Below are 14,995 nucleotides of genomic sequence, written 5' to 3'. Positions count from 1 at the left end.
AACCCCCTATTTGTTCCCCATGGCATCGCAGGAAATCGAAGCGCTGACTCAAGCGCTGGCCCGGCTCCCCGGACTCGGGCCCCGCTCGGCGCGCCGCGCGGTGCTCCATCTGCTCAAGAAGCGCGAGGCGGCATTGGGGCCGTTGCTCGCCGCGCTGGAGGCGGTGGACCAGAAGCTCGCCACCTGTTCGACTTGTGGCAATGTCGATACCAGCGATCCGTGCGCGGTGTGCGCCGATCCGCGCCGCGACCAGCGGTCTTTATGCGTGGTCGAGGAAGTCGCCGATCTCTGGGCGCTCGAACGCTCGCGGCTGTTCCCGGGGCGCTATCACGTGTTGGGCGGACGGCTATCGGCGCTCGACGGCGTGCGGCCGGAGGATCTGGCAATCGCCAACCTGGTCGGCCGGGTCGAAGCGGGCGGGATCGACGAAGTGGTGCTGGCGATGAACGCCACGCTCGAGGGGCAGACAACCGCGCATTACATCGCCGAGCGGATCGAGCGGTTTCCGGTCCGGCTTACGCAGCTAGCGCACGGCCTGCCGGTCGGTGGCGAGCTCGACTATCTCGACGAGGGTACGCTCGCCCAGGCGATGCGCGCGCGTCGGCCGGTGGGTTGATCCTGATCTCGCGGATGAAGCTGGAATGCGCTGCTAACGCACGCGCTTGACATAGATGCGGCCGCCGTCGCGGCGCTCGGTCTGAAAATTGGGCACTGCCTCGATGAGGTCGGACAGGCGCTTATAGCCATAATTGCGCGCGTCGAAGCTCGAACGGTTGCCGGCACGCTCGCCAAGCTCGGACAGATTGACGAAACCGCGCTCGTCGCGCTTCACGGCGTCATAGGCATCGACCAGCAGCTTGAGCAGTTCCGGGTCCACCTCGGCCTTGCCATTGCCGGCGGCAGCGTGGCTGGCGTGGATGGTCTCCGGGGCAGGGGCCTGGCGGAGCGCGGTGACGTCGATGTATCGGGTGCAGGCCTGGCGGAACGCCTCGGGCGTCTTCGACGTGCCGAACCCGTAAACCGGCAGGCCGTCCTGCCGGATCCGCATCGCCAGCGGCATGAAGTCCGAATCCGACGACATGATGCCGAACCCGTGGACACGCCCGCGATAGAGCAGGTCCATCGCGTCGATCGTCATCTTCATGTCGGTCGCGTTCTTGCCCTTGGTCAGGTCGAATTGCTGCTGCGGCTCGATCCCGTAGCGGACCGTCTGATCGCGCCAGCCCTTGAGTGCGGGCTTGGACCAATTGCCGTAAACCCGGCGGATATTGACCGTGCCGAGTTCGGCCAGGATCGTCAGCACCGGGTCGAGCGTGCCGGCGGACGCGTTGTCGGCGTCGATCAGCAGGGCGATGTTGCGGCCATGAGTCTCGTCGGTCATGGCCTAGTGATAGCGGGCGCGGCGCGCGTTGCGCAATCGCGCCCGCTTCCAGGCGCTTGTTATGCGCGCGGTTGAGTGCGGAGCGCGTCAAGACTCCAGGGCCCCGCTCCTGCCGCGGCCAGGTACAGGAAAACGAAGGCATAGAGCATCGCCGCCTCTCCACCGTTACTGGCGGGGAAAAAGTCCTTGGGCGCGTGGAACATGAAATAGGCGACGGCCATCTGCCCCGACAGAATGAAGGCGACCGGCCGCGTGAATAGGCCGAGCAGGATCAGCGCGCCGCCGACCAACTCCAATGCACCTGCGACGTACAGCAGCGGGGTGAGCGGCATCGGGAAGGGCGGGAAGGCGAAGAATTTGGACGTGCCGTGTTCGATGAAACCGAGCGCGACGACAATGCGGAGCAGCGACAGCAGTCGCGGCGCCCAGCTGGCGGGAATGGGCATGGATGACCTCCTGTTCGTTACGCGATCGATCTAGAGCCTATCACGATCACCGACCAGCCACGCGAAAGAAACGGTCCGTTACGTTTTGCCCCTATTTTTTGGTCGCATCGGCGGAGGGATAGTTGACCGCCATCACTTCATATTCCTTTTCGCCCGCAGGCAAGGTCACGCGGCGCAGGTCGCCGACCGCAGCTCCCCGCAAGGCGCGGGCAAGTGGAGCGCTCCAGCCGATCAGGCCCTTGCCGGCGTCGGTCTCATCGTCGCCGACCAGGGTCAGGACGCGTCGGTTGTCTTCCTCGTCGGCGACGGTGATCGTGCAGCCGAACCACGCACGGCTGGTATCGGGCTGTTGCGCCGGATCGACCACCTTCGCCGCTTTCATCCGCTTCGACAGCCAGCCCAGCCGGCGATCGATTTCGCGCAGCCGTTTGCGGCCGTAGATATAGTCGCCATTCTCCGAGCGATCGCCATTGCCGGCCGCCCAGGCGATCGTCTCGACGAGTTTCGGGCGCTCCTCGGCGAACAGTTGTTCATATTCGGCGCGTAGCGCGGCGAAGCCGGCTGGAGTGATGTAATTGGGTCGGTCGTTCACCGCGCCTCGATAGCCCCATCCGTCGCCCGGGCGAAACTCCTTCCGTCACCCCAGCCTGCCCGTCACCCCAGCGAAAGCTGGGGTCTCAAGCCGTATCGCGCCTTCGCCTGAGACCCCAGCTTTCGCTGGGGTGACGGAGGGAGTTTCGCGGGGGTGACGGGCAGGTCGTCAGCCCGGCCGCTTGTTGCCGATATACCAGCTCAACCGCGCATTGCCGGTCGATAGCGCGCGCTGCGGATTGATCAGGTCATAAACCACCGCATTCTCCAGCACGTGCTGGACGTAACGCTTGGTCTCGTCGAATGGGATAGCCTCGATCCAGTCGATCCAGTCGACCGTACCGGTACGCGGGTCGCCGTTCGCCGCCAGCCATTTGTTCACGTTGCCGGCGCCGGCATTATAGGCGGCGATCGCCAGCGGATAGCTGCCATATTGATTGTAGAGCCGCTGGAAATAGGCGGTGCCGAGCTGGATGTTATAGTCGGTGCTGCTGAGCAGCATGCCCTGATCCCATGCAAGGCCGAGCTTGCCCGCCTGCTCACGCGCGGTGCCGTTCATCAACTGCATCATTCCGCGCGCGCCGGCGCGGCTGATCAGCGAGCGGTCGAACTGGCTCTCCTGGCGCATGATCGCATGCGCCATCGTCCAGCTCGATGCCGACGACGCCGGAATATTGACCGTCGGGAATCCCGAACGGGTGTAATCGGTGACGCCGTTCAACAGCGCGCTGCGGCCGACCATCACCGATAGATCGGGCCGCCCCAGCGTCCGGGCCAATTCGTCGGCCAGCACATGGTCGTCGACGGTGCTTGCGAGGTTGGCGATCTGGCGCAGGAACAGGCTCTGATCCTCATGCGCGCCGACCGTGCCGAGGAACTGCGCCGCGCGGACCACCTCGTTATTGTAGAAGGCCGAGCGCTCTGCGGGCGGGATTGGCGGCGGCGTCGGCTCGGCCGGCGCCAATAAAGGCTGACTGAGGCGCTCGGCTGCCAGCTGGCCGTAGAATTGATCGCCATAGCGTGCCGCCGCGGTGAGGTTGCGAGTCGCTTCATCGCTTTGCCGGGCGGCTTGAGCGGCCCGCCCCGCCCAGTAGAAGCCCTTCGCCTTGAGCGCGGTCGACCGCGAGCCGCCGGTATAGCGGACGAACATGCCGATCGCGTCGGATGGACGGCCCAGCCGCTTGAGCGCGGTCTGCCCGGCGAGCCAGACGAGATCGGTGTACGGGTCGCGCTCGGCCAGGGGGCGAAGTGCGATGTCGGTACCGGTGGGATAGGCGTCATCGACCTGGCTCGCGATATTGTATGCGGTCGAATAGTCGCCGGCGTCGACCGCAGCCCGGGCGTTGCGCAGCAGCAGGTCGAACCAGCGGTCGACATCGAGCGGTTTGCTGGAGAAATTGTGCGGTCGAGCCAGCAGCGCGCGCGCCGATCCGGCGGCGCCCGAATTGGTCAGCCAGATCGCCTTGTCCGCCAGATAGCCCGGATCGCCGGCGCCGATCGCGTCGGCAGTGCCGGCATCGGGCGCATTGGTGCGCAGCGCGAGTCGCGCCGCGAACAGCGGACGCCGCGCGGCGCCGGTGAGCGCGAGCTGGCGCGCCGCGGCGGCGGTCTGGCCCTGCCACAGCAACTGGTCCATCCGCACATCCTGGTCCTTGGGGAGCAGCGCGTCAGGCCAGGTCGTCAGCACCTTGCTCTCGTCGGTTGGCGTCAGACTGCCCTGAGCCCAGGCATTGCGTGCGGCCGTCCGCGCGTCGTCCATCGAGCCCGTGGCGGTCAGTGCCTCCGCAAAGCGGACCCAGGACGTTCCGGTTTGCGGCGGATACCGCCGGAAGAAGGCGACCGCGGTCGATGGCGACCAGCCCGGCATGGCCAGCGACGTTTCGGCGGCACGTCGCATCGCTACATCGCCCGGCCATCCCGGATGCGCGAGCAGGAAACGGGCATAGCTTTCGAACGGGGCGCTATTGGTCTGCCTGAGTGACCGCCATTCGGTGATCGCGGCCGATAAGGCGCTGACCGATCTGGGGTCGGCGCTCGGCGCGCCCATCAATTTGGACTTGGCCCATTCGAGCTGATCCTGGAACGCCATACCCGTCGCCGCCATCCCCGAAAGGGCGGCGGCGGCAACCCCGCTTTTGAACCACGACGCAAGCATGTGGACAGGATATGCTCTCGCGCCCTATCTGTCAGGATATAAAACAACGAAAAAACGGCGGATCGCCGCCACGCGGGAGCGTTTAAGCATGTTTTCGGGATCGATCCCCGCACTGGTCACGCCTTTCGCGGCGGATGGCGCCTTCGTAGAGGACGCGTATCGCGAACTCGTCGAGTGGCAAATCACCGAAGGATCGGCCGGATTGGTACCGGTCGGGACGACCGGTGAGGCCGCTACCTTGACTGCCGACGAGCATTTCTATGCGGTTCGCGTTTGCGCCGAACAGACCAACCGCCGCGTGCCCGTGCTGGCTGGCGCCGGGTCGAACGATACCCGCGTCGCGATCGCCAATGTCCATGCCGCCAAGGCAGCGGGCGCCGATGCCGCTTTGATGGTGCCGCCTTATTACAACCGACCGAGCCAGGAAGGCATTTTCCGCCACTTCGAGGCAATCGCGCGCGAAACGCCGCTGCCGATCGTGCTGTATAATGTGCCGGGGCGCACTGTCACCGACATCCAGCCGGCGACGATGGCGCGGATCGTCAAGGCGTTCCCCGAGGTCTTTATCGGCGTGAAGGACGCGACCGGCAGCCTCGGCCGGGTGACCGAGCAGCGGCTGGGCTGCGGCCCGGATTTCGTCCAATTGTCGGGCAATGACGAAACCGGGCTGGCGTTCAACGCGATGGGCGGAGTCGGCTGCATCTCGGTCACCGCGAACGTAGCGCCGCGCTTGTGCGCCGAATTCCAGGCCGCTTGGGCCGCGGGCGATCATGTCAAAGCGCTGGCGCTCCACGATCGCCTTTACCCGTTGCACGTTGCGATGTTCACCGACGCCTCGCCGGGGCCAGTCAAATACGCGCTCGGCAAGATAAAGCCGAATTGGCCGATGCATCTCCGCCTGCCGATGACCGAGGCTAACGACGCGAGCCGCGCCGCGGTCGACGCGGCGATGGCGACGGCGGGGCTGTGAACCGGCAACGATGATTTCGACGCCGCGTCCGGCGTGACACGGACGCGGCGCCAGGATGGGGCAGCGGCCGCTACCCCAGCCAAGTCGATCAGGCGGCGACGGCGACCAGTTCGGGTTTGATCACCCTGCTGCGGCTGCCGTCGATCGCCACCGGCACGTCGCCGGCGACAGTCGCGCGGCGCAGCGTGCGGCGCTGCGGCCCGAAATCGGCGATCGCGCGGTGCTGGGTCGCGCGATTGTCCCAGATCGCCACGTCGTTCGGCTTCCAGCGCCAGCGCACGGTATTCTCGGGCTTGGTGATGTGGTCCTGCAGGATCGAGAACAGCCGTTGCGAATCCGCCGCGTTCAGCCCGACGAACTGCTTGACGAAATGGCCGAGCAACAACGCGCGCTCGCCCGATTCCGGATGAACGCGGACAACGGGGTGCTCGGTTTCATAGACGGTCGATGCGAACACCTTGCGGTGCTCCTCGACCCGCTTGCGGTCGGCCTCGCCGAACGTCCCGGCATAATCGTACAGATTGGTGTGCAGTGCCCAGAGGCCGTCGACCAGCGTGCGCAGGCTCTCGGGCAATTCCTGATAGGCGGTGACGCCATTGGCCCAGAGCGTGTCGCCGCCGGCTTCGGGAATGGTGATCGCGCGCAATATCGATGCTTCGGGATAGGCATCGACGAACGTCACGTCGGTATGCCAGCTGGACGCCGCATAGCCTTCCTTCGAATCGAGCTCGAGCAGATATTTGCTGCCGTCGACAACCGGCACGGTGGGGTGCGCGATCGGCTTGCCGAATTTCTCCGCGAACGCTTCTTGCGCCGCATCGTCGAGATGATCCTGGTCGCGAAAAAAGATCACTTTGTGGCGCACCAGCGCGGCACGGATCGCGGCGATGGCGACCTGATCGAGCTGGCCGGACAGCTTCACGCCGCGGATTTCGGCGCCGATCCGGCCCGCGACCGGCACGATGTCGAGCAGGGCGTCGGCGTCCCGCGCATTCACGAATTCATGGGTAAGATTGGTCATGGCACGTCTCCTTCGGGGTTGATGGGGGTCATTCGGCAGGGGCGAGGGCTGCCCCCTGGGCGTCCAGCGCGCGGCGGACTTCGGCATGCGCCGCCTCGTCGAGCGGAAAGCCGCTGACGAGCCAGGCGGAAAAGGCGTGGGCGATGGCGGGACCGATCGCGAAAACGATGGCGAGCCCCTGCAACGTGGCGGGGCTGTTGACCGCCTTGGGGTCGAAGCCAAGCCAGGACACGAGCGGCAGGGCGATCCCGACCGCGACCGCGGTGGCCGCCTTGCCGGCCAGGCTGAACACCGAGAAATAGAGCCCGGTACGGTCCTCGCCATGATCGAGTCTGTGCTTGTCGGCGACGTCGGCGACGATCGCGCGAAGCATCAGATTGCCCGAACCTTGGGCTAGGCCCTGCGCCAGGGTCAATGCGAGCAGCAAGCCGAAGCGGTCCGGCGTTACCAGCAGCAGGCCCAGATTGACGATGACCTGAACGATCTCGCCGGTGACCGCGGTGCGGTGCTTGCCCAGGCGGTAGCCGATCCTGAGCCAGATCGGCCCGGCCAGGATTCCGAAAACGAACTGGAACAGGAACAGACCCGCCGCCCAATCGGGCCGGTGCATGAAGAAGCTGACATAGAAGACGATCAGCGAGGCGCGGATGTTCTGGCCGAGCGTCACCGCGAAATCGGAGCCGAGCACGCGCAGCAGCAACGGGTCGGCGAGCACGGTGCGGATCGCCTGGCCGATCGGACGGCGGCGTGCTGGAGATTCAGGCAGCGGCTGCTCGGGGAAAGCGGTCAGGGTAAGCGCGAGACCGGGCAGGATCGTCGCCAGCACCAATCCGCCCATCAGCGCGAGTTTCAGCTTGCCGTCCCCCGGCTGCCATTGGTCGGCGATCGTTGGTAAAATCAGGGTCAGCAACAGCGCCGACGCGGTCACCACCGTCTGGAACGTCGCGATCCGCGTGCGCTCGTGATAGCGGCCCGAAATCTCGCCCGACCAGGCGAGCAGCGGTATCTGGATCGCGGTCCAGCCGAGATAGAAGACGAACAACGTCGCCGCGAGATAGGCCACCGAGACTTGACCCTGCGGAAAGAACAGGAACGCCGCCGCCAGCGCGAATAGCAGGCCACCCCCGGCGATCCAGGGGCGCCGTCTGCCGAAGCGGGTGCGCGTGCGATCGCTCAGCGTGCCGACCAGCGGATCGAGCAGCGCGTCCCACAACCGGCCGATCAGGAAGATCAGGCCGATCGCACCGAGCGACAGACCGTGGTCCTGGACGTATATTGGCGGCAGATAGACCGCGAGCGGCAGTCCGGCCGCCGCGACCGGTACCGCGACTGCCGACAGGGCCATCAGGCGCCATGCGGTCGGGCGGTCGGGCCCCGCGCCGTCGTCGGTCGGGGCGGTGAAGGACAACGGTCGGGGCGGGAACAGGCTAGCCATGGTTCACCTCACAATTTGATGCGGAGCGTGGCGCCGACCGTCCGCGGATCACCGAGCAACGCGGTGATCACGCCGGTGTTGGCGGCAGCAAGCGTCTGAAAATATTTCGTATTGGTGAGATTTCGGGCCCAGACCGAGAGGTCCCAGCGGCCGCTTTCCGGCCGCACGCCGATCCGCGCGTTGAGCACGCCATAACCGGGCACCTGGGCATAGCGCGAATTGGTCGACGACGTGTTCAGTGACGAACGATGTGCGAAATCGGCATGGCCGTAGAACTGGATAGCCTGGCCGGCGATACGGCCGACCGGTTGGGCAATATCGGCGCCCAGCGTGTAGGTGAACTTGGGAACGCCGGCGAGCGGCTTGCCGCTGAGGTCCTGGATCGATCCCAGGTCGAGCCGCTCGGGCGCCTGCGGTGCGTTGGGGTAATCGATATAGACCGCGTCGGTATAGGAAGCCGAGGCATTGAGGCTGACCAGGCGGGTTGGTGCGAAGCTGAGATCGGCTTCGGCACCGCGCGATCGGACGCTGGGGATGTTGGAGATATATTGGCGATAGGTGAGGCCGCCCGGCGCCTGTTCGGTGATCGCGGTCTGGTAATCGGATATGTCGGTCCAGAATGCGGCAAGGTTCGCGGTCAGCCGCTTGTCGAGCGCTTGCGCTTTCAGCCCGACTTCATAGGCATTGACCCGCTCGGGCCGCACATCGGGAGTGACGCCGGCCGGCAGCGACGTGAGGTTGAGGCCGCCGGACTTCGATCCCCTCGAATAGGTCGCATAGATCAGCGCGTCGGGCGCAATCTTGTACGACAGATTGGCCAGCAGCGAGACGCTGTCGTCGGTGAAACTGGTCGAATAGGAGGTGACCGGGTTGAACTGGTTGCGGATCGCGATCACCGCGGCGCCGGCCGCCGGAGACAGGGTCGAGGGATCGGTGCCCGCGACCCAGAACTGGTTATACGCACCCTCTTTCTTCTCGTGCGTATAGCGCAACCCCAGCGTCAGCTTGAGGCGGCTGGTCGCGTTCCACGTCGCCTGGCCGAACACGGCGGCGCTGTGGGTCGTCGGGGTCGAGGTCGAATCCGCCTCAAAGCCGTTTAGCGCGGCATTGGCGACCGCTGCGGCGGTGGTCGGGAGGTACCAATTCGGCGCGGCCGACCCATAAGCGACCGCGCCATTTCCTCTGATGATTTGCCAGAAATAGTAAGCGCCGATGACGTAATCGATGCGATTGTCACCCTTCGACGCCAGCCGCACTTCCTGGCTGAACTGGCGCTGGTGATTAGCTTGCTGCGACTTTGTCACGACGGGCAAACCAGTGGCGTCGCCATCGTTGGCCGGATCCCAATCCCACCAGCGATAGGCGGTAATCGAGGTCAAAGCGGCGGCGCCGAGGTCCCAGTCGATCTGTCCCGACGCGCCATAGCTCTTCATGTTGGCCTGGTAGGGACTGTCGGAATCGCCGAGCCGCGCAAAGGGCGTGAAGGGCAGGGGCGTGTAGCCGGCCCGGCTGGTGCGATTGAGGAAATTGTTGGCGATCGGCGTACCGTCGTCATAGGTCCCGAAGAAGCCCGACAGCACCTGGAGCACATGGTGCTGTTTCTGGTGCGAATAATCGCCGATCAGCTTGATCGAAAGGCGGTCGCTCTGCTTGATCAGCAGCTGCCCGCGCAGGCTGAAATTATAATAATTGGCCGAATCGCTGCCGTCATGGACGTTGGTCAGGAAGCCATCGCGCCTGGTGTCGGCGATGCTCAGCCGGGCGGCGACGACATCGCCGATCAGCGCGCCTGAGGCGGAGGCGCGAAACTGGCGATAGCCATAGTCGCCCAGCGACGCCTCGGCCGACAGTTCGGGATCGAAGCTCGGCGCGCGCGTGGTGATGTTGATCGCACCCGCTGTCGTGTTTTTGCCGAATAGCGTACCCTGAGGGCCGCGCAGCACTTCGACCTGCTGCAGGTCGACCAGGTCGAATTGCGACTGGCCGACGCGACCGTAATAGACATTGTCGATATAGATGCCGACGCCGTTCTCCAGCCCATCATTGGTCAGCGCGACGTTCGAGCCCAGGCCGCGGATGTTCACGTTGGTGTTGCGCGGGTTGAAGCTGAAGACCTGGAGGCTGGGCACAAGTTGCTGGATCTGCGCCAGCGAATAATTGCCGGTCGCGGCAAGCGCCTTGTCGTCGACCACGCTGAGCGCGATCGGCACGTCCTGTGCGCTTTCCGCCCGGCGCCGCGCGGTAACGACGATGTCGCCGCCACCTTCAGGATCGGCATCGGTATCGGCGACGGCGTTGGGGACGGCGCTGGTCGCGGCTGGCGGCGCCACCTTATCGTCGGCGAAGGCAGTCGCCGGAAGAGCGGACGCCAGCGTCGTCAGGCTGAGAGACGTCAGGAATAGATACTTGGTCATCAGGCGAAGGGGTCCCCTTTGCCGCAGGCAATCGCCTCCGGCCGCGCCCTCGCAGGGCACGTGCGTTCGATGGAATTCGGGCGTGCGCCGCCGGCGCTGCCGGTCGGCGTAGTCGTCAGGCGATCAGGAGCAGTCGATCAGCCGATCGGACAATTGGAATCATGACATCGCATCGTTTCATTCCCTTCACTCGGGGACAACGAAGCCGGGCGTCACGCAGCCCTGCATCGCGCTTTAGCCGTTGGTTACGCGGAGCAAGCTGCATCCCATCAAAAGCCGCGGGCCTGTCGGTGGCGTTCGCCAGAGGGACGACCATTTCCCTCTCGATCCGTTATTCCCATCATCTTGATAGGATATAAAACGGTCAATGTAGATGCGCTAGTCGGTGCTAAAGCTGGGGTTTGGCGGTCGGAGCCGGCGCAGAATGAACCGCGAAAACCGCCAGGCGAGGACAAAGACTTTCAATCCTGCTCGCCGGCGTTAGGCTGAGCCGACATAGCGAGGGGGTATTCGCCATGAACCTGCTGACCAGGCATCTGACCGGCATCGTCGATTTCCAGGGCAGGGAAAACCGTCAGCCCTTCTGGCTGTGGATCCTGATCGTCTACATCGTCCAGTTCGTCGTCATGGCGATCGCGATGATTCCGCTGATGACGTCGTGGTTCGACCAGATGATGCCAATGATGCAGGGCGATCCGCATCGGTTCGACAACGACCCGCAGGCGATGATTCAGCTGATGATGCCGATGATGCAGAACATGATCACGATGACCGTCGTGAGCGCCGTGCTGTTCTTCGTTCTGTCGGGCGCGGCGGTTGTGCGTCGGCTGCATGACAGCGACCGCTCGGGTTGGTGGTCGGCGCCTTATTACGCGATGCAGATCGTCTCGCCGATCTTCATGGCGTCGTTCTTTCCCCGTTATTTTTCGATGATGGCGTCGATGTCCGCGGCGAAACCCGGCAGCCCGCCGGACTTCAACAATCCGGCATTCCAGCAGGCGATGCAGTCGATGACCCTGATGTCGCTGGTCAACATCCTCGGTTTCGCGATCCTGGTGATGATGATCGTGTTCCTGGTCCTGCCGGGAACGGTCGGCCCCAACCGCTTCGGCGACGATCCGCTGAAGCCGCCCTTCCACTAAAGCTTCCCTTCCGGCACGCGGGCGCTTACATCGCCCGGCCCATGGCCCGTCCCAAGCCCCTCACGTTCGACAAGCAGAAGATCGTCGCCGAGAACCGGCGCGCGCGGTTCGACTATGCCATCGAGCAGACGTTCGAGGCGGGGATCGCGCTGACCGGGACCGAAGTGAAGAGCCTGCGCTCCGGCGAAGGGTCGATCGCCGAAAGCTATGCCGAAGTGTTGGCGGACGGCGGCGTCTGGCTGGTCAATTCGAACATCCCCGAATTCAGCCACGGCAACCGCTTCAACCACGAGCCCAAGCGGCCGCGCAAATTGCTGCTCAATGCACGCGAGATCAACAAGCTGCATGGCGCGGTGGCGCGCGACGGCATGACGCTAGTGCCGCTCACGGTCTATTTCAACGCGCGCGGCCGCGCCAAGGTCGAACTGGCCCTGGCCAAGGGCCGCAAAGCCCATGACAAGCGCGAGCATATCAAGGAACGCGAGTGGAAACGCGACGCCGGACGCATCATGCGGGACCACGGCTGACGCGATTGACTAGGCGTGTCACCGGGGTAGAACACGCACCATCAATAAGGGGGAACATGACGGCTCCGGTCTGTCACGCGAACGTCCGCTCCTCCGCTTCGGAAAGGACCCTCCCCAGATGAAACCCTTCGCGTTCGCACTTCTTGCGGCGACGGCGCTCGGCGCCGCGGCGTTCACCCAGCAGACCGTGGCCGCGTCCTCCGGCAAGCCCACCTTCGGCACCTTCGGCATGGATGAAGCCGGCATGGACAAGTCGGTCGCGCCGGGCGACAGCTTCTACAATTACGCCAACGGCTCCTGGGCGAAGACCACGCCGATCCCGTCGGACAAGTCCAATTACGGCGCGTTCAACCTGCTCGCCGATCTGTCCGAATCGCGGACCAAGGGGATCCTCGAAAAAGCCGCGACGGATCCGAATTCGAAGATCGGCACCGCCTATGCGACTTTCCTCGATACCGGATCGATCGAGGCGAAGGGGCTGACGCCGATCAAGCCGTGGCTCGATCGCATCAAGTCGACCGACAAGTCTGGCTATGCGACATTGCTGGCCGAAGCCGCGATGGGCGGGGTTGGTGGACCGTTCAGCGCCGGCGTCGGCCAGGACGACAAGGCGCCCGAAACCTATATCCTGGGCTTGCGTCAGGGCGGGTTGGGATTGCCCGACCGCGATTATTACAGCGACCCCAAATTCGCCGACGCCAAGGCGGGATATCAGGCGCATATCGCCAAGATGCTGACTCTGGCGGGCGAAGCCAATGCCGACGCCCGGGCCAAGGCGATCGTCGATCTGGAGACGCAGATCGCCGCGGTCAGCTGGTCGCGGATCGATAGCCGCGATGCCAACAAGCGCTACAACAAATTGTCGGTCGCCGACCTGCAGGCGAAGGCGCCGGGCTTCGACTTCCCGACTTATTTCAAGGGGATCGGGGCCCCGGTCGATACGTTGCTGGTGGCGCAGCCCTCTGCGATCACCGGGATCGTCAAGCTGGTCGCCGAGGCGCCGATGACGGTACTGCAGGATCAACTGATCGTCCGCAGCCTGGACAATTACGCCGATGTCCTGCCCAAGGCGTTCGACGAGGAGAATTTCAACTTCTACGGCAAGACGCTGTCGGGCACTCCCGAGCAGCAAGCGCGCTGGAAGCGCGGGGTGGAATTCACCACCAACGCGATCGAGGACGACGTCTCGAAATTGTACGTCCAGCAATATTTCCCGCCCGCGACCAAGGCGGCTGCCGACCAGCTGGTCAAGAACATCATCGCCGCGATGAACGCGCGGATCGACAAGCTCGACTGGATGTCGGCCGAGACCAAAATCAAGGCGCATGCCAAGCTGGCAGCGTTCCGACCCAAGATCGGCTATCCGTCGCAATGGCGCGATTATGGCTCGCTCAAGATCGTGAAGGGCGATGCCTTCGGTAACGAATGGCGCGCCAACGAATGGGGCCGCAAGGACAATATCGCCCATCTCGGCAAGCCGCTCCAGCGCTGGGAATGGGGCATGACCCCGATGGAAGTGAACGCTTATGCCAATTTCGGCATGGTCGAGATCGTCTTTCCCGCCGCGATCCTGCAGCCGCCGTTCTTCGATCCCAATGCCGACCCGGCGGTCAATTATGGCGGGATCGGCGCGGTGATCGGACACGAAATGAGCCACCATTTCGATGATCAGGGCGCCAAATATGACAAGAGCGGCCAGCTCACCGACTGGTGGACGCCCGCCGATGTCGCGGCGTTCAAGACGCGCACCGACGCGCTGGCGGCGGAATATGACAAATACGAGCCGCTGCCCGGCCAGCATGTCCAGGGCAAGCTGACCCTGGGCGAGAATGTCGCCGATCTCGCCGGCCTTACCGTTGCCTATGACGCTTATCACAAGGCGCTGGGCGGCAAGCCCGCGCCGATGATCGACGGCTATTCGGGCGACGAGCGCTTCTATCTCGGCTGGGCGCAGGTGTGGCGGCGCAGCTATCGCGAGCCCGAATTGCTCAAGCGCCTGCGCACCGATCCGCATGCGCCGTCGGAAGCGCGCGCCAGCATCGTCCGCAACATGGACCCGTGGTACGCCGCGTTCAAAGTCCAGTCTGGGCAGAAACTGTATCTCGCCCCGGCCGACCGCGTCCGCATCTGGTAGTTTTTTGGCGTAGATGATCGATGGCGCCGCCGGCGGATATCCCGCCGGCGGTGTTGGTTCATCAGCCTTGGTTCATCGCCAGGAGTTCAATGGTATTTTTTGGCGTGGTTGGGTGCTTTCAACGCGCGAAACCTTGTTGTAGGCAAAATCATGGCTCATCCGCGTACCACGTTCATCCTTCTCGCTTGCGCCGCGACCTTGCTCGGCGCGCGCGTTTCGGCGTTCCAGTCGGGCGGAAACGAGACGCTGAGCGTCGATGCCGACCATCTCGAAATCCAGGACAAGGTGCAGCGCGCGCTGGCGCAGGGCAACGTCCGCGCCCGCCAGGGAGCGATGACGGTAACGTCCGACCGGGCCGAAGTACTTTATTCCTCGAGCCTCATGAGCTCGAGCGGTGCGCCGCCGGAAATCTCGCAGATCCGCGCGTCGGGCAATGTCGTCGTGACCCGGCCCGGGGAGAAAGCCTCGGGCTCCTATGCGATCTACGATCTCAACAAGCGCATCATCACGATGATCGGCAATGTCGTGCTGAATCGCGGCGCCAACGTGGTTCGCGGCGGACGGCTGGTGATCAATCTCAACAATAACGGCGCGTCGCTCGATTCCGGCGGGAAGGTCGGCACGAGCAAGTCGGGCGGCCGGGTGACCGGCGTCTTCTCGGTTCCCAAGCGCAATACCGACGCTCCCGCGACGCCTAGCACCGCCAGCCCGAGCACCCCTGACAAGAAATAGCATCGGCTGATGCGGCGGAGAGGCGCCGGCGCGGGTCGGGGATTCCC

General features: G+C 64.5%; 13 protein-coding genes. 6 read left to right on the top strand and 7 right to left on the bottom strand.

All coding sequences use genetic code 11. The annotated features are described in order from the left end of the window. Window positions 1-19: 19 nt before the first annotated feature. Window positions 20-616: a recombination mediator RecR gene (recR, locus tag AC1DRD_RS07805; protein WP_066819698.1), complete on the top strand. Its 597-nt coding sequence runs from the start codon at window positions 20-22 to the stop codon at window positions 614-616. A gap of 33 nt (window positions 617-649) precedes the next feature. Here the strand turns inward: recR and AC1DRD_RS07800 are convergent, their stop codons facing one another. From AC1DRD_RS07800 to AC1DRD_RS07785, 4 genes are all read right to left on the bottom strand, one after another. Then, on the bottom strand, window positions 650-1,381 hold the full coding sequence (locus AC1DRD_RS07800; protein ID WP_478040942.1) for an NYN domain-containing protein: 732 nt from the start codon (window positions 1,379-1,381) through the stop codon (window positions 650-652). Window positions 1,382-1,440: 59 nt separating this feature from the next. Beyond that, complete coding sequence (locus AC1DRD_RS07795; protein ID WP_478040941.1) at window positions 1,441-1,827, bottom strand: DoxX family protein; 387 nt, start codon at window positions 1,825-1,827, stop codon at window positions 1,441-1,443. Window positions 1,828-1,918: 91 nt separating this feature from the next. Continuing rightward, window positions 1,919-2,419 carry a GreA/GreB family elongation factor gene (locus AC1DRD_RS07790; protein WP_478040940.1) on the bottom strand — a complete coding sequence of 167 codons (501 nt, stop codon included), beginning with the start codon at window positions 2,417-2,419 and terminating at the stop codon, window positions 1,919-1,921. Window positions 2,420-2,587: 168 nt separating this feature from the next. Further along, on the bottom strand, window positions 2,588-4,507 hold the full coding sequence (locus AC1DRD_RS07785; protein WP_478040939.1) for a lytic transglycosylase domain-containing protein: 1,920 nt from the start codon (window positions 4,505-4,507) through the stop codon (window positions 2,588-2,590). Between the two features lie 154 nt (window positions 4,508-4,661). On the opposite strand from AC1DRD_RS07785, the gene dapA reads away from it, so the two are divergent. Further along, window positions 4,662-5,543, top strand: coding sequence for a 4-hydroxy-tetrahydrodipicolinate synthase (dapA, locus tag AC1DRD_RS07780; RefSeq protein WP_478040938.1), 882 nt, complete (start codon window positions 4,662-4,664; stop codon window positions 5,541-5,543). A gap of 88 nt (window positions 5,544-5,631) precedes the next feature. On the opposite strand, the gene AC1DRD_RS07775 is transcribed toward dapA, so the two are convergent. The 3 genes from AC1DRD_RS07775 to AC1DRD_RS07765 are packed head-to-tail and all read right to left on the bottom strand — an operon-like array spanning window position 5,632 to window position 10,413. After that, window positions 5,632-6,564 carry a TauD/TfdA dioxygenase family protein gene (locus tag AC1DRD_RS07775; protein ID WP_478040937.1) on the bottom strand — a complete coding sequence of 311 codons (933 nt, stop codon included), beginning with the start codon at window positions 6,562-6,564 and terminating at the stop codon, window positions 5,632-5,634. A gap of 28 nt (window positions 6,565-6,592) precedes the next feature. Beyond that, window positions 6,593-7,999 carry an MFS transporter gene (locus AC1DRD_RS07770; RefSeq protein ID WP_478040936.1) on the bottom strand — a complete coding sequence of 469 codons (1,407 nt, stop codon included), beginning with the start codon at window positions 7,997-7,999 and terminating at the stop codon, window positions 6,593-6,595. Window positions 8,000-8,007: 8 nt separating this feature from the next. Beyond that, window positions 8,008-10,413: a TonB-dependent receptor gene (locus AC1DRD_RS07765; RefSeq protein ID WP_478040935.1), complete on the bottom strand. Its 2,406-nt coding sequence runs from the start codon at window positions 10,411-10,413 to the stop codon at window positions 8,008-8,010. Between the two features lie 515 nt (window positions 10,414-10,928). Here AC1DRD_RS07765 and AC1DRD_RS07760 point away from each other — a divergent pair. The 4 genes from AC1DRD_RS07760 to AC1DRD_RS07745 all read left to right on the top strand — a co-directional run bounded on the left by AC1DRD_RS07760 (window position 10,929) and on the right by AC1DRD_RS07745 (window position 14,948). Further along, a complete protein-coding gene (locus AC1DRD_RS07760) occupies window positions 10,929-11,555 on the top strand; it encodes a DUF805 domain-containing protein (protein ID WP_478030165.1) in 627 nt (208 codons plus the stop codon). 41 nt (window positions 11,556-11,596) lie between these two features. Continuing rightward, window positions 11,597-12,082: an SsrA-binding protein SmpB gene (gene smpB / locus AC1DRD_RS07755; protein ID WP_066806604.1), complete on the top strand. Its 486-nt coding sequence runs from the start codon at window positions 11,597-11,599 to the stop codon at window positions 12,080-12,082. 118 nt (window positions 12,083-12,200) lie between these two features. Further along, on the top strand, window positions 12,201-14,216 hold the full coding sequence (locus tag AC1DRD_RS07750; RefSeq protein ID WP_478040934.1) for a M13 family metallopeptidase: 2,016 nt from the start codon (window positions 12,201-12,203) through the stop codon (window positions 14,214-14,216). Window positions 14,217-14,366: 150 nt separating this feature from the next. Beyond that, window positions 14,367-14,948, top strand: a complete 582-nt coding sequence (locus tag AC1DRD_RS07745; RefSeq protein ID WP_478030163.1) for an LptA/OstA family protein — start codon at window positions 14,367-14,369, stop codon at window positions 14,946-14,948. Window positions 14,949-14,995: the final 47 nt, after the last annotated feature.

The sequence above is a fragment of the Sphingomonas sp. P4_G2 genome, assembly GCF_056401155.1.
The sequence above is the reverse complement of the archived record's forward strand: the minus strand, read 5'-3'. Positions and strand labels throughout refer to the sequence as shown.